This window comes from Chitinophaga sp. S165 (assembly GCF_003182155.1).
In the GTDB taxonomy this organism is placed as follows: domain Bacteria; phylum Bacteroidota; class Bacteroidia; order Chitinophagales; family Chitinophagaceae; genus Chitinophaga.
On the sequence record NZ_QGTG01000002.1, the window covers coordinates 1,247,033 to 1,267,036 of the forward strand.

General features: G+C 44.1%; 18 protein-coding genes. 12 read left to right on the top strand and 6 right to left on the bottom strand.

Going from position 1 to position 20,004, the window contains the following annotated elements:
- The first annotated feature begins 26 nt into the window (after window positions 1-26).
- Genes C7475_RS13310 through C7475_RS13350 form a run of 9 tightly spaced genes read left to right on the top strand, consistent with a single transcriptional unit; the run spans window position 27 to window position 11,739 of the window.
- Window positions 27-1,550: an aspartate aminotransferase family protein gene (locus C7475_RS13310; RefSeq protein ID WP_110053827.1), complete on the top strand. Its 1,524-nt coding sequence runs from the start codon at window positions 27-29 to the stop codon at window positions 1,548-1,550.
- An 11-nt stretch (window positions 1,551-1,561) separates the two neighbouring features.
- The gene (locus tag C7475_RS13315) at window positions 1,562-3,388 is read left to right on the top strand and encodes an IucA/IucC family siderophore biosynthesis protein (protein ID WP_110053828.1); all 1,827 of its coding nucleotides are present in this window, start codon (window positions 1,562-1,564) and stop codon (window positions 3,386-3,388) included.
- Window positions 3,389-3,406: 18 nt separating this feature from the next.
- A complete protein-coding gene (locus tag C7475_RS13320) occupies window positions 3,407-5,230 on the top strand; it encodes an IucA/IucC family siderophore biosynthesis protein (protein WP_110053829.1) in 1,824 nt (607 codons plus the stop codon).
- Window positions 5,227-6,030 carry a creatininase family protein gene (locus C7475_RS13325; RefSeq protein WP_110053830.1) on the top strand — a complete coding sequence of 268 codons (804 nt, stop codon included), beginning with the start codon at window positions 5,227-5,229 and terminating at the stop codon, window positions 6,028-6,030. The genes C7475_RS13320 and C7475_RS13325 overlap by 4 nt, the downstream gene beginning before the upstream one ends.
- A 3-nt stretch (window positions 6,031-6,033) precedes the next feature.
- Entirely contained in the window at window positions 6,034-7,377 is a 1,344-nt protein-coding gene (locus C7475_RS13330; protein ID WP_110053831.1) for a GNAT family N-acetyltransferase, read from the top strand.
- Complete coding sequence (locus tag C7475_RS13335) at window positions 7,355-8,683, top strand: lysine N(6)-hydroxylase/L-ornithine N(5)-oxygenase family protein (RefSeq protein WP_110053832.1); 1,329 nt, start codon at window positions 7,355-7,357, stop codon at window positions 8,681-8,683. The genes C7475_RS13330 and C7475_RS13335 overlap by 23 nt, the downstream gene beginning before the upstream one ends.
- A 19-nt stretch (window positions 8,684-8,702) precedes the next feature.
- On the top strand, window positions 8,703-10,109 hold the full coding sequence (locus C7475_RS13340) for an MATE family efflux transporter (RefSeq protein WP_110053833.1): 1,407 nt from the start codon (window positions 8,703-8,705) through the stop codon (window positions 10,107-10,109).
- Between the two features lie 17 nt (window positions 10,110-10,126).
- Window positions 10,127-10,366: an acyl carrier protein gene (locus C7475_RS13345; RefSeq protein WP_110053834.1), complete on the top strand. Its 240-nt coding sequence runs from the start codon at window positions 10,127-10,129 to the stop codon at window positions 10,364-10,366.
- Window positions 10,363-11,739, top strand: a complete 1,377-nt coding sequence (locus tag C7475_RS13350) for an AMP-binding protein (RefSeq protein WP_110053835.1) — start codon at window positions 10,363-10,365, stop codon at window positions 11,737-11,739. Before C7475_RS13345 ends, C7475_RS13350 begins: the two co-directional genes overlap by 4 nt.
- Before the next feature lie 51 nt (window positions 11,740-11,790).
- Here the strand turns inward: C7475_RS13350 and C7475_RS13355 are convergent, their stop codons facing one another.
- Together C7475_RS13355 and C7475_RS13360 are read right to left on the bottom strand one after the other, a co-directional pair.
- Window positions 11,791-14,133, bottom strand: a complete 2,343-nt coding sequence (locus C7475_RS13355; protein WP_110053836.1) for a TonB-dependent receptor — start codon at window positions 14,131-14,133, stop codon at window positions 11,791-11,793.
- 145 nt (window positions 14,134-14,278) lie between these two features.
- Entirely contained in the window at window positions 14,279-14,851 is a 573-nt protein-coding gene (locus tag C7475_RS13360) for an NUDIX hydrolase (protein ID WP_110053837.1), read from the bottom strand.
- Window positions 14,852-14,987: 136 nt separating this feature from the next.
- Here C7475_RS13360 and C7475_RS13365 point away from each other — a divergent pair, with 136 nt between their 5' ends.
- Genes C7475_RS13365 through C7475_RS13375 form a run of 3 tightly spaced genes read left to right on the top strand, consistent with a single transcriptional unit; the run spans window position 14,988 to window position 17,514 of the window.
- Window positions 14,988-15,470 (top strand): YdeI/OmpD-associated family protein, encoded by a 483-nt coding sequence (locus C7475_RS13365; protein WP_110053838.1) that lies wholly within the window; start codon window positions 14,988-14,990, stop codon window positions 15,468-15,470.
- A gap of 5 nt (window positions 15,471-15,475) precedes the next feature.
- On the top strand, window positions 15,476-16,312 hold the full coding sequence (locus C7475_RS13370) for a helix-turn-helix domain-containing protein (protein ID WP_110053839.1): 837 nt from the start codon (window positions 15,476-15,478) through the stop codon (window positions 16,310-16,312).
- 59 nt (window positions 16,313-16,371) lie between these two features.
- Window positions 16,372-17,514: an epoxide hydrolase family protein gene (locus C7475_RS13375; protein WP_110054069.1), complete on the top strand. Its 1,143-nt coding sequence runs from the start codon at window positions 16,372-16,374 to the stop codon at window positions 17,512-17,514.
- Window positions 17,515-17,598: 84 nt separating this feature from the next.
- Here the strand turns inward: C7475_RS13375 and C7475_RS13380 are convergent, their stop codons facing one another.
- The 4 genes from C7475_RS13380 to C7475_RS33420 all read right to left on the bottom strand — a co-directional run bounded on the left by C7475_RS13380 (window position 17,599) and on the right by C7475_RS33420 (window position 19,957).
- Complete coding sequence (locus tag C7475_RS13380) at window positions 17,599-18,108, bottom strand: GNAT family N-acetyltransferase (RefSeq protein WP_110053840.1); 510 nt, start codon at window positions 18,106-18,108, stop codon at window positions 17,599-17,601.
- A 66-nt stretch (window positions 18,109-18,174) separates the two neighbouring features.
- Window positions 18,175-18,750, bottom strand: a complete 576-nt coding sequence (locus tag C7475_RS13385; RefSeq protein ID WP_110053841.1) for a Crp/Fnr family transcriptional regulator — start codon at window positions 18,748-18,750, stop codon at window positions 18,175-18,177.
- Between the two features lies 1 nt (window position 18,751).
- Window positions 18,752-19,780: an aldehyde reductase gene (locus tag C7475_RS13390; protein ID WP_110053842.1), complete on the bottom strand. Its 1,029-nt coding sequence runs from the start codon at window positions 19,778-19,780 to the stop codon at window positions 18,752-18,754.
- Window positions 19,781-19,828: 48 nt separating this feature from the next.
- The gene (locus C7475_RS33420; RefSeq protein ID WP_255412650.1) at window positions 19,829-19,957 is read right to left on the bottom strand and encodes a hypothetical protein; all 129 of its coding nucleotides are present in this window, start codon (window positions 19,955-19,957) and stop codon (window positions 19,829-19,831) included.
- Window positions 19,958-20,004 lie beyond the last annotated feature (47 nt).

The window sequence follows — 20,004 nt, forward strand, 5'->3', positions numbered from 1 at the left end:
TAAACCCGGAAAAATAGCATCCACATATGAGTACTACCGCATTTGCAGGCTGGGAACAGCCACTGCAGGACCTTGTATTGCCTGTAAAGGAAACCTATAAAGATATTTTTCATCAAGGCTCAGTTGCTGAATATGAGAAGGCGATGGACGGAGCGCGTGAATTGGTAACCAATTTCCTGCACAGGAACCGTCAGCCTTTCAGCGGAATATCTTCTGCAGCGCTGAAAGCGGCATTTGCCGAAGTAGATTTTGATACGCCGCTGGCGGATTATGAAAGTCTCCTGAATGAAGTGCAGGAGCTGTATGTAAAACATGCTACTGCGTTTCATTTACCTGCCTATATCGCGCATCTGAATTGCCCGGTAGTGATACCGGCAGTAGCTGCAGAAGTGCTGATCGCCGCTATCAATTCCTCTCAGGATACCTGGGACCAGAGTGCAGGCGGAACACTGATGGAACAACAGCTGATCAACTGGACGGCACGCGAGATAGGTTTTGATAGTGTAGCTGATGGCGTATTCACAGCCGGTGGCTCACAGAGTAACCTGATGGGGTTATTGCTGGCAAGAGATCATTATGCCATTACACATGGTGGTCACAATATCAAAAAGCAGGGCTTACCTGCTGATGCATCCCGGTATCGAATTTTCATCTCTGAAAAGGCGCATTTCAGCAATCATAAAGGCGCCGCATTATTAGGATTGGGTGAACAGGCATTGGTGGAAATAAAGACCGATGACCGTTTCCGTATGGATGCTGTATTGCTGGAAGAAGCTATTGCCAGAGAGATACAACAGGGAAATATTCCTATCGCAATTGTGGGTACGGCTGGTACGACAGACTTTGGTAACCTTGACCCGCTTGCCGCTATCGGCCGTATTGCAGCTAAGTATAAGTTGTGGTTTCATATAGATGCTGCATATGGATGCGGACTGCTGCTCACTGATAAATACCGTCATCTGTTAAATGGAATAGAAACGGCGCATTCCGTTACTATCGATTATCATAAATCATTCTTTCAACCCATCAGCAGCAGTGCCTTTATAGTAAGGGATAAACAATATCTGCGTTTGTTACGCATGCATGTGGATTATCTCAATCCTAAAGACGAAGATTATGACGATCTGAATCAGATCAATAAATCCATCATGCAGAGCACCCGCCGTTTTGATGCGCTTAAGTTGTGGTTCACATTACGTTTGATGGGTAAACAGAAACTTGGCGCTTACACTGAAACTATTATTGAAACGGCTGAAAAAGCTGCACAGGTAATAGGTATAGACCCGGAGCTGGAGCTCCTGAGCTACTCAGATATGGGTGTAATACTGTTCCGTTACGCACCTGAACATTATAATGCTACTGATCTTGATGCCTTGAACCAGTACATTAAGAAGACGATGTTCAACAGTGGACTGGTATTAGTGGCAAGTACGCGTGTAAATAGTAATTTCTATCTGAAATTTACTATGCTGAACCCCTTAACGACCATGGATGACGTGCGTTTCATCCTCAACACCATCAAGGAAACCGGTGCTGCCTGGCGCCAATAAAAACAGATTTTATGGATCAACAATCTAATAATATATCAGCAGTAGAAGCGGCAGCGCATCTGCAACCCTCCACCTGGCTGAAGGTGAACCGACTGCACCTGCGTAAGATCATCGCAGAGTTTGCACATGAATTACTTATTACGCCAGTATTAACTGGGACAGAAGCTGGCTGGGGATATTACCACTTATCTCCTGCTGAAGGAATTGATTATCGTTTCCGCGCTAAGTTGCTTAGCCTCGATCACTGGCACATTGATACGGAGTCTATTGAGAAGCTGGTGAACGGCGTTCCTGCACCATTGGATTCAGTACACTTTATTACGGAGTTCAGTGAACAGCTTGGATTTGACCCGGTGTTGTTACCAACATATCTGGAAGAGATCATCAGTACGCTCTATGGCAGTGCTTATATGCATACCTATAATACAACTACGGCTGCTGAACTGACGGAGGCCGATTACCAGGATATAGAGCATGCTATGATGGCTGGTCATCCTTGTTTTGTAGCTAATAATGGCCGTATCGGTTATGATACGGTTGATTATCGTAAATATGCACCTGAAGCGGCCACCCCCTTCCCTGTTATATGGCTTGCAGGCCATAAAAGCAGGACGGTGTTTACAGGTATAGATACGCTGAAATATGAAGAGGTTTTACAACAGGAACTGGATGCTGTGACTATAGCGGAGTTCCACGGTGTACTAAGAGACAAAGGATTGCAACCGGACGACTATTACCTGATGCCGATCCATCCGTGGCAATGGTATAACAAACTGGCCAGCATCTTCTCTCCTGATATAGCGGCTGATCATCTTGTTTGTCTTGGATATGGGCAAGATAAATACCTGCCGCAGCAATCTGTGCGAACTTTGTTCAACGTTACGACTCCGGAACGCTTCTATGTTAAGTCGGCATTGTCCATACTTAATATGGGCTTTATGCGTGGCCTTTCCCCATATTATATGCGTACTACGCCTGGCATTAACGAATGGGTAAGCGCAATCATAGAAGGCGATGCATACCTGCAGCAAAAGGGATTTACAATGCTGAAGGAAGCGGCCACTATGGGATATACCAATCATTATTTCGAAACAGCTATCAAGGGTGAGAGTGCCTATAAGAAGATGCTGGCGACACTCTGGCGTGAAAGCCCGGTCAATAAACTTCAACCGGGGCAACGTTTAATGACGATGGCTGCCTTGTTGCATGTTGATGCACATGGCCAGGCGATGCTGCCTGCATTGATCAAGGCTTCCGGCCTGGATACAACCACCTGGTTGCAGCAGTATATGGATTGTTACCTGAGTCCGTTGTTACATTGTTTCTATTATTACGATCTGCGTTTTATGCCACATGGTGAAAACGTGATACTCATACTGGAGAACAACGTGCCGGTAAAAGCTATCATGAAAGATATTGCGGAAGAAGTGGCTGTAGTGAACAGCGAACTGGATCTGCCTGAGAACGTAAAACGTATTGTTATACCGGTGCCTGAGGAGTTGAAGATACTCTCCATCTTCACCCAGATATTCGATTGCTTCTTCCGGTTCGTATCGCACATACTGGTAGAACATGCGGATTATCCTGAGGAACAATTCTGGGCATTAGCTGCTGAGTGTATTCAGCGATACCAGCAATTGCATCCTGAACTGGAGGATAAGTTCAAACGCAGTGATCTTTTTGCAGATGAGATCATCAAGACCTGTCTGAACAGGCTGCAGATCCGTAATAACCAGCGGATGATAGAGCCTAATAACCCTTTTAAGAGCCAGCAGTTTGCAGGTACGTTTAAGAATCCATTGGCGGCCTTTAAGCACAGACAGGTGCCGGTTATTTAATTATTTAAAGATACTTACATGTTTAACACAATTACTCCCCGGGAAGCAGTCGCTCACCTGCAACCGGATATATGGGCGCGGGTGAATCGCCTGCACATCCGTAAAATGATTGCGGAATATGCCCACGAGCAGATCATACAGCCATCCTACCGGCATGTAAAACAGGGATGGGTATGTTATGTACTTACAGCAGATCAACCTAATATAGAATACCGGTTCCGCGCTAAAATATTACGCCTTAACCATTGGTACATCCTGACGAAATCAATTGAGAAGTTTGTAAACGGACAAGCCGCTACGCTGGATGCGTTGGCATTCATCGTGGAGTTCAGTGAACAACTGAAAATGGACCCCGCCCTGCTGCCTGTGTATATGGAAGAAGTAGCGGCTACTTTATACGGTAGTGCATATATGCATGTTCAGGGCGGACCATCTTCAACATATCTGGCAGGAGCCCGTTACCAGGAAATAGAACATGCCATGACAGGGCATCCCCGCTTTATTGCCAATAATGGCAGGGTCGGATTTGATGCAGGTGATTATCGCATTTATGCGCCGGAGGCAGCAAGGCCTATGAGTTTGTTATGGCTGGCAGGACACCGCAGCTGTACAGAGTTCACCAGCATTGCTCCGCTTGAGTACCAGCAGGTACGGCAACAAGAGCTGGGTGAGCTTGCAGATGATTTTGACGCAACGCTTAAAAGCAAAGGGTTGCAGCCTGCGGATTATATCTATATGCCGGTACATCCATGGCAATGGTATAACAAACTGGCTAACATCTTCGCACCTGATGTAGCGGCAAATAAACTGGTGTTGCTGGGATATGGAAAGGACCAATACCTGCCACAGCAATCTATCCGTACGTTCTTCAATGTTGATCATCCGGAGAAGTACTATGTTAAAACGGCTCTTTCTATTTTGAATATGGGGTATGTACGTGGGCTGTCGCCTTATTTCATGCGTACTACACCAGGCATCAACGAATGGGTAAATACACTGGTAGCACAGGATGCTTACCTGCAGGAAACGGGGTTCTGTACACTTCGTGAGATCGCCTCTACTGGTTATTCAAACCAGTATTATGAGCAGGCTACGAAGACAGACAACCCTTACAAGAAGATGCTGGCGGCATTATGGAGGGAAAGCCCAATATCTAAAATAAAAGACGGCCAACGTATCATGACGATGGCAGCATTGCTGCATATCGATACAGAGGGAGAAGCTTTACTGCCCGCTCTGATTAACCTGTCCGGACTGGACCCGGACGAATGGCTGAAGCAATATATCCATGTTTACATGAGCCCTTTGCTGCACTGTTTTTACCAGCATGATATGGTCTTTATGCCACATGGAGAGAATATCATACTCGTACTGGAAGATCATGTACCGGTACGTACCATCATGAAGGATATCGGAGAGGAAGTGTCGGTGCTAAGTGAAGATGTTCGCTTACCGGAAGTGGCTAATCGCTTACGTGTGATCGTACCTGACGAGGTAAGGACCCTGCCATTGTTCACGCAGATATTTGATGGCATTTTCAGGTTTATAGCTGCTATTCTTGAGGAGCATATGGATTATCCTGAGAAGCGTTTCTGGGAGCTGGTAGCGCAGGTAGTGCTGGACTACAGACAAAGGCATCCGCAGCTGGAACAGAAGTTCCGGCAGTTTGACCTGTTTGTGAAGGAGATCAGTCCTGATGCACTGAATCGTTTACAGATCAGCAACAATCGTCAATTGCGGAACAGGGCTAATCCGTTTGATGTGCCATCTATAGGCATCGTGGAAAATCCCATAGCTGCTTTCAGGCCTGCCGCGTTTTTTACTAAAATGGCAACGGCATGAAAAAGATAGCTGGCATTGGTTGTCTCCTCTTTTTTGTATGTATCCGTTTATTGGCGCAAACACAAGAGCAGGTGCTTATAGAGGCAATGACCTCCCGGGAACTGGCCACGCGTGTTGCTGCCGGAGCTAATACAGTGCTCATTTTCAGCGGAGGTACAGAAGCTTCCGGCCCTCACCTGGCTTTAGGTAAACACAATTATCGTGTATACCGGTATGCAACGCAGATAGCGGATAGTCTGGGGAATACGCTTGTTGCACCTGTGCTTCCTTTTGCGCCTAATAGTCCGGTGCTGGAGCAGTATCCCGGTACGATCTCACTGACCGATCAGACATTCTCTGACGTGAATGAGCAACTGGTGCAAAGCATGGCAGCATCCGGGTTCCGATATATCGTTTTGATGAGCGATCACTTTAATAGTCAGCGTCCTTTAAAGAAGCTGGCTGCAAGATTGGATAGCGCGTTAAGCAAAAAGGGCGTACGTGTTTTCTTTTCGAGTGATGGATATGCGAAAGCCAGAGCGGAAATAGAGACAGGCATTGCCAGTGAGGGGCATGTACCTGGCGGTCATGGAGGCCTGTGGGATACGGCAGAAACATGGGCTGTATTGCCGGCTGCCGTGCGTACAGCTTACCTGGCGGCAGGAGATACTACGCATCTGGGAAATGGCCCATTAGATGCAGCGGGTGTATCCGGAGATCCCTGTCCTGCAACGCCTGAACAAGGAAAGCTGTTTGGCCGGCTGCGCGTGCAACTGGCTGTTCAGGAAATACGTCACTGGCTGTCACAGGTAAAACAATAACGAATGAATACACATATTCTGACTGCCATCATCAACAGTTATTGCAGGGGATTCTCCAACTGGAGCTGTTATGAGGGCATTCCAAAATACGATGCAGTTGTTGCGGCGCACTTCTCTGCTACAGGCCATCAGTTACATTTACGGCTGGACTTCAGTGCTAATGGTATAGAAGTCTTTGTTCCGCTGCGCTACTTTTCTGAAAGCGGCTATCACGTATTTGATTTTCCGGCACTGGAGAGAACGTGTTCTGACGATCGGATAAACACGATCGATGCAGCAAGATTGCTTGTAATAATAGCTGATCATCTGCAACAAACGTATCCTGACATACGCTTGCAACAGGCGCTGGATAAGCTCTCTTCTTTTCCATGTTCACCGCAGATGGAAGGAGGCAGTATAGAGGCATTTAACACTTTACTGGCATTCACGGATGTTAGTGGTAAGCCGGAACCGGAGCAATGGCTGGTGCAGCATTTGTTGCCTATGGTGGCGCATCTGGGCTACCGGCAAGGGGCAGATGAAACGGAACTACTGAGCTCTGTCTATAGAAGGTGTGAACAATCATTAGGTGATCATCTTTTATTAAACAGCAATAAACTTTCAGTTCCTAATGAGTTGTTATCCTTTCTGTTGGGAAAAGATAAAGTAACACGTCCGTACCCTAATCCATTGCACAAGGTGTTCTTTTCTTCAGCACTGATCCAGCCTGAAGGAAAAGGGCCGGTGTATAGCCGTTATTTTCCGAAAGAAGATATCACTGTCAGCATACGGCCATTTGACATAGACCGTGATCTGGAAATGGTGCATGAGTGGTTTAACCGCGAGCATGCAAAGAAGATCTGGAAAATGGACTGGCCATTGCGTGAGCTGGAATTGTATTACCGCACTATGCTATCCGGCAATTGGTCGCACAGTTACATCGGAGAGATCAATGGCACACCCAGTTACAACTTTGAAGTGTATTGGGTAGTGCGTGATATGTTAGCGGACTACTATGATGCTTTACCTACAGATTATGGCACCCATCAGTTTATCGCTCCTGTAGATCCTAAACTGAAGTTTTCATCGCCGTCTACACAATGTATGCTGGACTGGGTATTCGCTCAATCTGAAGTGGGTAAAATGGTTGGTGAAGGATCTGTTGAATCTTTGGCAGCACTCATGAACAAAGCACATGTCGGCTTCCGTGTGGAGAAGGTGATAGAACTGCCGCACAAAAAGGCCAATCTCAATTTCTGTTATCGCGAATGGTATTGGGCGAAGTTTCCGGAGAACCGGGACCTATCTGTACAAACGGCTATTCCAACAATTAAACAAACAACACATGAAACATTCTCAGGTATATAATATCATTGGTATCGGTATAGGGCCGTTTAATCTAGGGCTTGCCGCATTACTGCATCCGGTAGAAGATGTCAGCGCTGTATTTTTTGATCAGGCAGATGGTTTCGACTGGCATCCTGGTTTGATGTTGCCTACTGCAACGCTGCAAACGCCTTTCATGGGTACCGACCTGGTAACAATGGCCGACCCTACCAGCAAGTTTAGCTTTCTTAACTTCCTGAAACAAACAGATCGTTTATATCCGTTCTTTATCAGAGAGGATTTCTATATGCTGCGTAAAGAGTATAATCTTTATTGTCAGTGGGTGATAACGCAATTAACATCGTGCCGATTCTCTCAGAAAGTGTCCCGTCTTGCATATAAAGATGGTTTGTATGAAGTAACAGTGCAACATACAAAGACAGGTGATGTAACTACCTGGTATGCGGAAAAGCTGGTGCTTGGAACTGGTACGCAGCCTTATCTGCCGTCTTTTGTGAACAGGGAACAGCTGCCTGGTGTAATACATACCTCTGCATATCTTCCCAACAAAGCAGAGATACTGGAAAAGGGAAACCTGACTATCATCGGCTCTGGTCAGAGCGCTGCTGAAATATTTTATGACCTGTTACCGGAAACAAAACATGGCTTGCAGCTTAACTGGTTTACACGGGCTGACAGATTTTTCCCAATGGAATATTCCAAGCTGACATTGGAGCTGACCTCTCCGGAGTATGTTGATTATTTCTATGAGATGCCACCCGAGCGCCGCAGAAAGGTCCTGTCTGCCCAGAATACGCTCTTTAAAGGGATCAACTACGATCTTATCAATGAGATCTTTGATACTATGTATGAAATGAGTGTAGGAGGAAAGAAGCTGAATGTTCAGTTGAATACTAATAGTGAGCTCACTGATATAACATCGGCTACTGGTGTGCTTTCATATACTTTGCATTTTAATCATATACAGCAACAACGGCATTTCTCATTAGATACTAATTCCGTGGTACTGGCAACAGGTTATAAGTACAACGAGCCTGCTGTTATCAGTGGTATTGAGGAACGCATCCGCCGCACGTCAGACAATCTGATGGATGTGCACCGTAACTATACAATAGACATTCATAACAACGAAGTCTTTGTGCAGAATGCAGAATTGCATACGCATGGGTTTGTGACGCCCGATCTTGGGATGGGTGCATACCGTAATTCGCATATCATCAATGCTGTTGCCGGCAGGGAAGTATATAAGATCGAACAGCGGATCGCATACCAGGACTTTGGCGTTGTAAATGTAAAAGAAAAGGCTACTGATCTAGCTATCCTCTAACGTTAAACCATTATTACGAATGAATGCCGCGCTGCTGAGAGCCCGTTCTATATTAAATCTGTTTAAAAGTGCTATTGCCGGTAAGGAGAAGGACTTTACCTCGGGTAGTGTCAATCGGGCTACCTTTTTATTGTCAGTACCTTCTATGCTGGAACTGGCGATGGAGTCTTTATTTGTGATGGTAGACCTTCTCTTTGTGAGCAGTCTGGGGGAAAGGGCTATCACAATTGTGGGGATCGTTAATTCTGTGATCATCATTTTTCACTCTGTGGCAATGGGGCTTAGTATTGCAGCTACTGCTATTATATCCAGGCGTGTTGGAGAGAAGAAACCACGGACTGCGGGCCTTGCTGCTATGCAGGCGATCTATCTGGGAGTAACGATCTCTGTACTGTTCAGCATTCTGTCGGTCAGTTTTAACAGGAGCATCCTGCATTTGGCGGGCGCTTCGGCTGAATTGGTCCGGGAAGGTGATCTGTTCTCTCGTATCATGTTCGGTTGCATTCTGCTGGTCGTTATGCGGGTTTTGTTGAATGGTATATTCAGGGGGGCAGGTAATGCTGCCATGGCAATGCGCACGTTGTTATTATCCAATGCGGTGAATGCCATACTATGTGCCGTGTTGATCTTTGGTGTAGGGCCTGTGCCTGCCTTCGGATTATTAGGTGCAGCAATGGCTACCACCATAGCGAATCTTGTTGGTGTAGGATATCAGTGCTGGTATTTTGCAAAAGTGGAAAAGATGATCACGATCGGCCGACAGCAACTAATGTTGGTGCCGTCCATCATTAAGCGCTTATGCAAGCTGGCGGCTTCCGGTACAGTACAATACCTGATCCCCTCTTCCAGCCGCTTCCTGATGATCATTATTGTGGCTAAACTGGGTGAGAGCGTGCTGGCAGGTTATATTGTAGCAAACCGTATCATTATGTTCACCGTATTGCCTGCATGGGGCATTGCTAATGCTGCCGGGGTATTGACAGGACAGAACCTGGGCGCAGGACAGCCGGAAAGAGCGGAGCAATCGGTATGGAAAACAGGCACGTTCAATATGTGTTTCCTGGGTAGTATCGCAATATTCCTGCTGGTGTCGGGTGAAAGCCTTGTGCGCATTTTTACCCATGAGCAGGTAGTTGCGGAGAATGCGGCCCTCTATCTCCGTTACATGTCCATCGCATACTTTTTCTTCGGATATACCATGGTGATCTCCCGTTCTCTCAATGCGGCGGGTTCCGTCAATGTGGTGACGTTAATGTATGTGCTGATGTTTTATGTAACACAACTCCCCCTTGCATGGTTCTTAGGAATACATTCCAACTGGGGATCGCAGGGTATATTCATTGCTATTCTGGCATCTGAAATTGTATTGGCCGTTGCCTGCCTTATTGTCTTTCGTAGCGGCAAATGGAAAAAAGTAAAGATCTGAATTAAAAATATTGTCTTATGAACACAACTCAAACACTACAGGATATTATCGCAGCTGCATTGTCCATACCTGCAAATGAGGTGACAGATGATCTCAGTTATCAGAGTATTCCGGAATGGGACTCAGTATCGCATATTTATCTCATAACAGAGCTGGAAGCGGCCTTTAATATTACCATTGATACAGATGAAGTGCTGGAAATGAGCAGCGTGGAAAAGGTAAAGGAAACTCTCAGAAAGCATAATGTCAATATATGAGTTTATATGGATTGATTGCCCGGAATGAACGTCTGCAGTACCTGGATGCTATTACGGGAGAGCGTTATGCGCTACATGATTTAAATGATACCCTGGATATTACTGACAAGCAGGCATTGGCATTTTTGTATCTGGATAATTCCATAGCATCCATAAAGGTGTTATTAAATTGTCTTAATAGTAAATTGACCCTGGCGTTGTTAAGTCCAAAGTTGAATATCGAGTATAAACAGCAGTTAGAGCAAGTATATAGCCCTTATTACATTTATGATGTAACGAGGGATGAGATACCTGATTTTGACCTGCAAAAGAGTAAGCTCTTTCGTCATAGGAAGGGAATAAGGAATGACATACATCCGGATATAAAAGTATTGCTTAGTACATCAGGCACTACCGGCTCACCTAAGTTTGTAAAGCTGTCGGAGGATAACCTGGTACAGAATGCGCTGTCCATCCTTGATTATCTGCCTGTCAACAACAGTGATGTTACTCCGTTGAATCTGCCGGTATTCTATTCTTATGGATTATCTGTGTTTACTACCAATAGCATAGCTGGAGGGCAGATCGTATGTGGTAACCGTGACGTGGTGCAGAAGGAGTTCTGGGAAGATATGGAGCGGTATGGTTATACCTCTATTGCAGGTGTGCCATATGTTTATGAAATGCTGCACCGCATTGGGTTTTGCCGCAAAGAATATGCCTCTCTGCGATACATGACGCAGGCTGGTGGAAAGCTGAATGCATCACTCATAAAGTCCTTCGGAGAGTATATGACTGACCGGAATAAACAGTTCTTTGTGATGTACGGACAGACCGAAGCTACTGCCCGTATGGCTTACATGCCTCCGCATGACCTGCTGAAGAAGACGGGTTCTATTGGCATGCCTGTTAAGGGAGGACAATTCACATTGGCGCCCGATACAAATGAACTGTTATATAGCGGGCCTAATGTATTTGGAGGGTATGCTACATCAGCTGCTGATCTGGCTACATTTGAGTATCTGCCGATGTTACACACTGGTGATGTAGCCAGCCGTGACGCTGACGGGTATTACTACATTACAGGCCGTTTGAAGCGATTTGTTAAGTTGTTTGGTACGCGTATCAACCTCGATGAAGTTGAAACTATCCTGAAGCAGGAAATGCAGGGAGAAACTTTTGCCTGTGTAGGTATTGAGGACAAACATCTGTTGGTATTTCACAAGCAGGCAGCGTTGGATGATAATGATATAAGGTCGCTCCTTGTTAAGAAACTAGGGTTACATCCAACAGCGTTTAAAGTGCAGAAGGTAGATGACTTTGCGTTGACGCCCAACGGGAAGTTGGACTATACGGCAATGCAGCAAAATAATATGCTGCAGGTACAGAATTGAAAACGGCCGGACACATGTCCGGCCGTTTTATTGTTATCTTGAATATTGTGGTTAGAATTTGAAGGCAATGCTACCCAGGAAGTTCAGTTGTTTTTGTGGTGAGCCAACCGGATTCCAATATTGCTCATTCAACAGGTTATTTGCTTTCACAGATAATCTGAACTTAGGCTGATCGTAGAAAACTGTTGCATTAACCAATGTATAGCTAGGCAGTACAAAAGTATTGGTCGCCTCAAACCATGAATCACTGATATAGTTAGCGCCTGCGCCAAAACCAAGGCCTTTTGCGTTACCGCGTGTAAGATGGTAACTAACCCATATGTTGGCTACATCTTTCGGGCTGGCTGTTACATACTTGCCTTGCAGGGCAGGGCTCGCATTGGTATATTTGTTTTCATTGTGCGCGTAACCTGCGATGATATTTAAACCAGGTACAGGGCTGGCGGTGATGTCTGCCTCATATCCTTTGCTGTGTTGAGTACCATCCTGGCGGGTGAATGTCTTACCATCTACTACTTCAGTACGTGTTGAATTAGTTACAGCAATATCATAATAGCTCGCACTACCGCTCAGTTTTCCGTCTATGATATCTACTTTCACACCACCTTCCCACTGGTTACCATATTGTGGTTTTAACTCGAGAATGGTGTTATCAGGTTGTGTTGCAGGAGCGAGGTTTACGAACCCGTTCATATAGTTACCGAATATCGATACCTTTTCTTTCACGACCTGGTATACAAGTCCGAATTTAGGTGATAATGAGTTCTGGCTATATTTTCCTGTGTATTTACCGGTAGCAATGGCATAAGTACCATCCGTAGTATAACGGTCAGCACGTAAGCTCAGCATCGCCATCAGGGAAGGAGTGATATTAAATACATCGGAAATATAAGCGCTGTAATTGTAAGCTTTGGAAGTAGTACCAACAAACCCTTTCTGATATGAAAGGGCGTCAATTTTCTCAGCACTGATGTCAGGTAATGGACTATTGATATTTACTTTATCGTATGCAACGGCAGCACGATACAGCTGGTTGTAGTTATAGTTGTAATCCAGTCCTATTACCACCCTGTTCCTGAAAGAACCGATGTAGAAATCGCCTATGAAGTTCTGTTGCAGCTGGATGTTACCAAAAGTCTCAGGTGTTTGATTCCTTACTGTACGGGCCATCATGGAATCACTTACGAGTGACAATGTCGTCCAGTACAGGTGTTTATAAAAGCCTTCGGAATACAGATAATTGGTCTGGGAAGTCCAGGTATCGGAAATCTTATACTCTGCCTGCGCCTGGATATTGTTGATGCCGTTGGAAACATCTACGCTGTTGTTAATATAAGAACGGTCGTAGAGGATCGGCAGGTCTTTAAAGCTGCGGGCAGTTACTTTGCTCAGAGAGTCTATGGCAAATGAGGTAGTAGTATAAGACGCCCTGGTCAGCTCTACATCCAATGTGAGTTTCAGACGGTCGGTAAGCTGATAGGTGATAGTTGGAGCGATGGTATAGTTTTTAGCGTAACCCTGGTCCTGGAAAGAACCTTCCGTTTGTGCGCCGGCGTTCAGGCGGAACAGGAGCGTTCTTTCTTTATTGAGGGGAGCATTCACATCGGCGGTTACACGGCCAAACTGGAAGCTGCCACCTGTAACGCTGACTTCACCACCGAACGCGTCGTAAGGTCTTTTGGTCACATAATTAAATACGCCGCCAAATGTCACGTTACGGTTGCTTCCGAATAAGGTACCTGAAGGGCCTTTGATCACTTCTACTCTTTCCAGGATGATCGGGTTCAGCGGAACGATGGCGCTGGTGACCATACCGTTACGCATACCCATAGAGTTTGAAAAACCGCGAATGGTCATACCCTGTGAGCCTCCTGCTGCAAAGTTTGGTACGGCACCGGGGATATTACGGTAGAGGTCTGTTCTTTCCGTGATCACCTGTTCTTCTATCAGCTCTTTGCCCGCTATCTGGTATACCTGTGGGTTTTCCAGATTTTTAATAGGAAGGCGGGCGATCTGCTCACTTTCCCTGCGGCTGAACTTATTCTGGTTAGAGATAACAGAGATCTCCTTCAGTTGGGTACTGGATACCTGCAATTGCAGGACTATCTCTGTAGCTTTACCCTTTTCGACATTTACTTCCTGTTGCAGGGGCGCATAACCAACCAGCGATACCTCCAGCAGATGGCTACCTGCCGGAACGTGTGCGATGGTAAATGTGCCGTCTTCATTGGTAAGTGTGGTCTTTTTTGCATCTTTTATCACAATGGATACCGCGGATGCAGGGCGGTTATCGTTAGTTGTTACTTTACCTTTAATGGTACCAAAATCATTCTCGTCAAGTGCAAAGCAGCATACAGGTAGCAATAAGAGGAGTATTTGTAGAAAGTGCCTCATAGTCAGTGGATATGAAATTTCCGCAAAAGTCCGGCACTTGGAGAAATAAGGCTTTTAATAATCGGGAAAATCTTTTACGCAAAGCGGAATTTTTTTAAAATAGGCAGATAAATGGGCATTTTCGCTACTGGTTGAAGGTCATATCTTATGGCATTTCGTTCAACTTATAGAACTCTTCCAATACGCTGAACTTGATCTTCGTAGGGTCGACTGGATTAGTATAGCCATATTCCTCGAAGGTTGCGGCCCAAACATATCCCGGCTGGGCAATTATCTTTTGTAGGATTTGAGCAGATGCGGGGTACGGAATAGCTTTCACAGCATCTACCGGGGAAAACCATTTATAGGAGGAATCACTGAAGCCCTGTGCATTGGCATAAGCCTCCATTTGCATGACGAAATATGGTCTGATAAACGTCCTGTACCTATTGGGGTAAATGTAGGTAAACATACCGGCTAAGCGGAAAGATTTATAAGTAATGCCTATTTCTGTTGCGGTACGGTTCATATATTCCCTGATTGATATTGGACCTTCTATAAATCCGATACTGGGCAATTCATAAGCTTTCCTGTTATTGTCGAAGGCCAGTAATACCTCTTGTTTGTTGTTGATAATGACAACCTTTGGAAAGATTGGGCTGATACTGTCGGCTTTTGTTTGAGCAGCAGCATCATTGAACAGCGGGAGAAGCAAAAGGAAAGAGATAAGGAATCGCATGTGTAAGTATTAGGTGAAAAAATAAGGATCCGGGTTGTCTGGTTTGTTATCAGCAGAAGTAACTGTATGGGCTTTAGTGGATGAAATTAATTATATTTAGTGATCAAAGTGACCCGAAAAGTCTATCCGTTGAATTATGTTCAAATTTAAAGCTGACATTGCAATTATCGGAATTAACCCTTTCGTTTTCATCCCTGAAGAAATTCTGGCAGAAATCTTTAAACAGGCAGGGAAAAGTAAAGGTGCAATTCCGGTTAGCGGAATGATCAACAATAAGCCTTACACACAAACATTAGTAAAATATAGCGATTTCTGGCGTTTATACATCAATACCACTATGCTTAAAAATTCTCCCGAAAGGATCGGTGAGACCATTGATGTGACGATTTCGTTTGACCCTGCCGATAGGACAATCACTCCACATCCCAAATTGGTGGAGGCACTTGAAAAGAATATGGAAGCTAAAGTTGTTTTCGACGGTTTAAGCCCATCTTTGAGAAAGGAGATCGTACGATATATATCCTTTCTTAAATCGGAGCAGAGTGTTGATAATAATGTGGCAAAGGCAATTGATTTCTTATTAGGGAAAGGAAAATTTATTGGCAGAGACCATCCGTAATTTCTATGATATTCCATAAACATATACCGTGCCTTCCCCTGTCTGATTACATTCAGCATATCGTGTATGTTAGTGGTTCGACGCCGGACATCCCATATATTAAGGAACTTCCTGATAAAGGTATTAATCTGGTGATTGAACTACAGGAGAAAACGATTAATACTGCATTTCTTGATACCGATCTGAAGGAGAAGGTTACTATGAAAAATGCATGGATATCAGGAACGCAAAGACAGGCTATCTTATATCAGAATCAAACAGTATCATCTATTCTCAGTATACGCTTTACAACGGGCGGTTTCTATGCACTGACAAAGATCCCTATAACAGCAATACATCAGGTTTGTGTGGAGGCTGAGTTGCTGTTGGGTAATTCCTTCAAACATTTGTATGAAAAGCTTATTAATACAAATGATGTGGGGCAGCTATTCGTGCATATTGAAAGCTATTTCCTGCAATGCATCAGGGATCAACGGTTTGAAGATTCGCTGACCAGATTTGTTGATAAAAACATTGGAAAACCGATCGACTGGCTGATAAAGAAATCCGGTTACTCGCAGAGGCATGTTATACAGGTCGTAAAACAACACACCGGCTTTTCTCCCAAATACCTGCAAAGGCTCCATAGATTTCAAAATGTGATCAGGGACATCCAGGCCCTTAAGGGGAAAACTGACTGGATGGCTATTGTAAATGACTATGATTATTTTGATCAGGCTCATTTTATCAAAGAGTTTTCACAGTTTACCGGTATCAAGCCAACAGAATATCTACTGTCGCAAATGGAAGTAGAAGATAATCAACTGGTTGCGGATATGATCTTACGACCTCCTTCTGAGTAGGTAAATTTTTTACAATGCGGCCGGGATACGGGAAGGTACCTTTGTATAAACAAAACAAAATGGCTGAAATGACACCTTTTAAAATAGCAATACCACAGGAAGTATTAAACGATCTGTCAACAAGATTACAGCAAACACGCTGGACGGATGAACCAGAAAATGCCGGCTGGAATTATGGAACGAACCCTGCCTATTTGCGCGAACTGGTAGATCATTGGCAGAATAAGTATGATTGGAGAGCGCAGGAAGCAGCGCTGAATAAGTTTCCCCAGTTCAAGACAACAATAGACGGTATTACTGTTCATTTCATATATGTTAAAGGTAAATCTGAAAATGCTAAGCCATTGATCTTAACACATGGTTGGCCCGATAGCTTCTACAGATTCCATAAAGTAATCCCAATGCTTACTGATCCGGCTAGTTACGGAGGTGACGCAGCGCAGGCTTTTGACCTCGTAATCCCTTCAATACCTGGATTTGGATTTTCTGATAAGGTTCCTCAGAGCAGTGATAAAACAGCAAGTTTATGGGCGAAGCTAATGACAGAAGTTTTAGGTTACCAGTCATTCTTTGCTGCCGGAGGAGATATTGGCTCGACCATCAGCAAGTCGTTGGCAAATCAATACCCTTCACTGGTTACCGCTATTCATATAACAGATGTCGGCTATCCGAACGGAAGGGAAGATTGGGCAACGATGTCAGCCCCGGAACAGGAGTTTGGTAGCTTTATTCAACAATGGTTTTTTGCTGAAGGTGCTTTTAACCTTATTCAGGCTACCAAGCCTCAAACATTGGGCTATGGCTTAAATGATTCCCCTGTAGGATTAGCCTCATGGATCGTGGAGAAGTTTCATGGTTGGTCAGGCAAACCGGATAATCTTGATGATCACTTCACCAAGGATGAGCTGATCACCAATATCATGATATACTGGGTTACACAAACTATTAATACCACTGTCCGGACATATGCTGAAGAAAGTAGAGCTGCGTGGACAACTGGGCTTAAATCGGACGCAAAGGTTGAAGTTCCTACCGGTGTATCACTGTTCCCGGGAGAAGCACCTTTTCCGATAGAATGGGTCAATAGGAAAGTAAATGCGCAGCGGTTTAATATTATTGAAAAAGGGAGTCATTTTGCAGCGCTGGATGTTCCTGATGTATTTGCGAAAGAGCTTAGAGATTTTTTTTATAGCAGGTCTTGAATAGCTGCCGTAAAAGTAGAAGCCTTCAAGTTTGAATGATTTGAAGGCTTTTACTTTTATGAATCCTCTCGCATATAATTTGTATCAGTCGCCTGTTGACAATCCGTCCGCCCAATTTTCACTCGCCAATACAACTGAAGTTTCTATTTGACGGCTAGGTATTACCCAATATTTCTTCAATAAATCATTCTTCTCCTCTTCCGGCAATAGGCGAAAGCCGTGCTTTTGATAAAACCTGATTGCCCAGGAGGCGTCTTTCCATGTTCCGATCAAAATAGGCGTTGTGGCGACTGTACGTAAATGGCTGAGCAGGTCACCTCCGACACCCTTATTTCTTTGGAGTGTTCTGACATAAGCATGTCGAATTAAAGTAACTGGTCCTTTAAACTGGATTCCCATCACCCCTAACACTGTATTGTCCTCGCTATATTTCCAGAATAGAACACCGTCTTTAATTTGTTCCTGCAATTCATCTTTTGTCATGTACGGCTCATGCCATCTGTCCTCCGGGATAATCCCTTTATAAGCTAAAGCAGCGTCGTTTATTATTTCATAAATAGTATCAAAATCCGTTTGCTCAGTTTTTGTTATCATTGGGTTCATTTTAATGTCGTTATGAATGCAAAGGGTATAAGAACCAGAACGCTTTAAGTAATGTCTTTAATTCTTCAATAAGCTTTTCCTGATTCTGCTTAACGATTGAGGGGTAATTTTCAAATAAGATGCAATATACTGTTGAGGAACTTGCTGTGCTAATGTTGGGTAACGGTTAACGAACTCAAGGTATTTTGTTTTTGCGTCTCCAAAATTCAAAAAATCATTATCCTTAATTTTATTTAGTAGTTGGACTTCTGTCGCACTTTTTAGAAAGATATAAAAATTAGGGATTTCCTCGCATAGCTTTTCAATCACCGACTTGTGAATGACATAAATTTCTGAAGTGATTGCTGCCTGAAATGCATCTTTAGAGGGTTTAGATGCATGATAGCTTACCAGGTCAACGCCAAACTGGTTTTCCTTAATAAAATATTTAGTGATTTCGTTTCCTGAATCGTCACATGCATATACTCTAAGTACTCCCTGTTCTACAAAAGCTATTTCATTTGCGATTTTATTGATTGGATGAAAATAGTCTCCCGGTTGGAGCTTTTTATATTTAAAATGAGCGAGGGCCCGGCTAATGTCTTCTTGTGTAAGAACGCCGCCGAAGCCTAATGCAGATTGCAGTTTGTTCATATTACTTAACAATTCCTTTTTTAATCACGCTCTCTGCACACGATAGTACAGCTTCCTGTGCAGATCTGGGATGCCATTGGAGTTCTTTTGCCGCTTTAGTTATATCCAGATTTCTCTTGATCCCAAGATCGAGCAAGATAGGTTTTAAAGAAGTATCAAAGTTAGAGAATAAGCGAACCAGATAATTCGAAAGTTGGGACGTAGGAATTTTCCGGTGAGGATAGTGCTCCTTCAAGATCATTGCGATGTCTTTAAAGGTAAGATAACCTGATGATGCAATGTATCGTTGATTAGCTGCTTGTGGCATTTCCATCGCCCGGATCAGCAAATCAGCGACAGAACGGACATCTATGATATCAAAACCGATTTTGGGTAATGCGGGTGAACTTCCATCCAGGATCTTGATAATTATATTCGCCGAGGTTCCGAAATCATCTTCTAAAACGGGGCCTAATATGGCTCCTGGTAAGACAGTGGTTAATTCCAATTCTGACCCCGTTTGATTTATAAGTTGCCAGGCAGCTTTTTCGGCAATTGTCTTGCTTCTATAGTAAGGCGTGCTATCCTGTTTATTTTGTTCATCCGTCCATACGCTCTCATTAAATACTTTTTTTAAGTCATCTTTGGTCTTTCCATAAGCGACTGCCGCGACGGAAGAGGTCATGACAACCCGCTTTACTTTATTTTGCAAAGAAGCATGTAGAATATTTAACGTTCCTGATTTTGCCGGAGCAATCAGTTCCTCTTCGTTCTTAGGCAACTTTCTTGGAAATGGAGAAGCAATGTGTTGAACATAATCTTTATCTCTTGTAAGTTCCTTCCAAACGAATTCGTCATTTAAATCTGCTTCTACAAGTTCCAGGTTCTGCACCTTAGTGGTATGTCTTCCGATGATTTTTGTGATAGGACCAATCCTTTCTTTGTTGCGCAGCGTTCCTGTTACTTTATAGCCCCTTTCCAGTAGCGCTATTGCTGTATGAGAGCCCAGGAATCCTGTTACACCTGTTAGTAATACGTTTTTGTTATCCATGATGATTTTGATATGCTACAAAAGTGAGCATTCATCACATAACTGCAATTACCATTTGGTAAGAATTGTTTCACCTTCGAACTCAAATCCGAGCTCTAGAAAGAAGGCTTTCGTGGCTTCGAGGCCGTTGACAACGATGAGGAGGTTATCCATTCTCAGTAATTTGCTTTTTGACATTTCTTTACCTCCGTTTAGTTTAAAATCAATAGTCTCAATTTAAAAGT

What these genes read in the sequence shown, in the direction of transcription:
- C7475_RS13350 (WP_110053835.1), top strand. Translation starts at nt 10,363, where the DNA reads ATGAGTTTATATGGATTGATTGCCCGGAATGAACGTCTGCAGTACCTG.
- C7475_RS13355 (WP_110053836.1), bottom strand. Translation starts at nt 14,133, where the DNA reads ATGAGGCACTTTCTACAAATACTCCTCTTATTGCTACCTGTATGCTGC.
- C7475_RS13330 (WP_110053831.1), top strand. Translation starts at nt 6,034, where the DNA reads ATGAATACACATATTCTGACTGCCATCATCAACAGTTATTGCAGGGGA.
- C7475_RS13380 (WP_110053840.1), bottom strand. Translation starts at nt 18,108, where the DNA reads ATGATAACAAAAACTGAGCAAACGGATTTTGATACTATTTATGAAATA.
- C7475_RS13310 (WP_110053827.1), top strand. Translation starts at nt 27, where the DNA reads ATGAGTACTACCGCATTTGCAGGCTGGGAACAGCCACTGCAGGACCTT.
- C7475_RS13325 (WP_110053830.1), top strand. Translation starts at nt 5,227, where the DNA reads ATGAAAAAGATAGCTGGCATTGGTTGTCTCCTCTTTTTTGTATGTATC.
- C7475_RS13340 (WP_110053833.1), top strand. Translation starts at nt 8,703, where the DNA reads ATGAATGCCGCGCTGCTGAGAGCCCGTTCTATATTAAATCTGTTTAAA.
- C7475_RS33420 (WP_255412650.1), bottom strand. Translation starts at nt 19,957, where the DNA reads ATGTCAAAAAGCAAATTACTGAGAATGGATAACCTCCTCATCGTTGTC.
- C7475_RS13385 (WP_110053841.1), bottom strand. Translation starts at nt 18,750, where the DNA reads ATGAACAAACTGCAATCTGCATTAGGCTTCGGCGGCGTTCTTACACAA.
- C7475_RS13315 (WP_110053828.1), top strand. Translation starts at nt 1,562, where the DNA reads ATGGATCAACAATCTAATAATATATCAGCAGTAGAAGCGGCAGCGCAT.
- C7475_RS13390 (WP_110053842.1), bottom strand. Translation starts at nt 19,780, where the DNA reads ATGGATAACAAAAACGTATTACTAACAGGTGTAACAGGATTCCTGGGC.
- C7475_RS13335 (WP_110053832.1), top strand. Translation starts at nt 7,355, where the DNA reads ATGAAACATTCTCAGGTATATAATATCATTGGTATCGGTATAGGGCCG.
- C7475_RS13320 (WP_110053829.1), top strand. Translation starts at nt 3,407, where the DNA reads ATGTTTAACACAATTACTCCCCGGGAAGCAGTCGCTCACCTGCAACCG.
- C7475_RS13370 (WP_110053839.1), top strand. Translation starts at nt 15,476, where the DNA reads ATGATATTCCATAAACATATACCGTGCCTTCCCCTGTCTGATTACATT.
- C7475_RS13365 (WP_110053838.1), top strand. Translation starts at nt 14,988, where the DNA reads ATGTTCAAATTTAAAGCTGACATTGCAATTATCGGAATTAACCCTTTC.
- C7475_RS13375 (WP_110054069.1), top strand. Translation starts at nt 16,372, where the DNA reads ATGGCTGAAATGACACCTTTTAAAATAGCAATACCACAGGAAGTATTA.
- C7475_RS13345 (WP_110053834.1), top strand. Translation starts at nt 10,127, where the DNA reads ATGAACACAACTCAAACACTACAGGATATTATCGCAGCTGCATTGTCC.
- C7475_RS13360 (WP_110053837.1), bottom strand. Translation starts at nt 14,851, where the DNA reads ATGCGATTCCTTATCTCTTTCCTTTTGCTTCTCCCGCTGTTCAATGAT.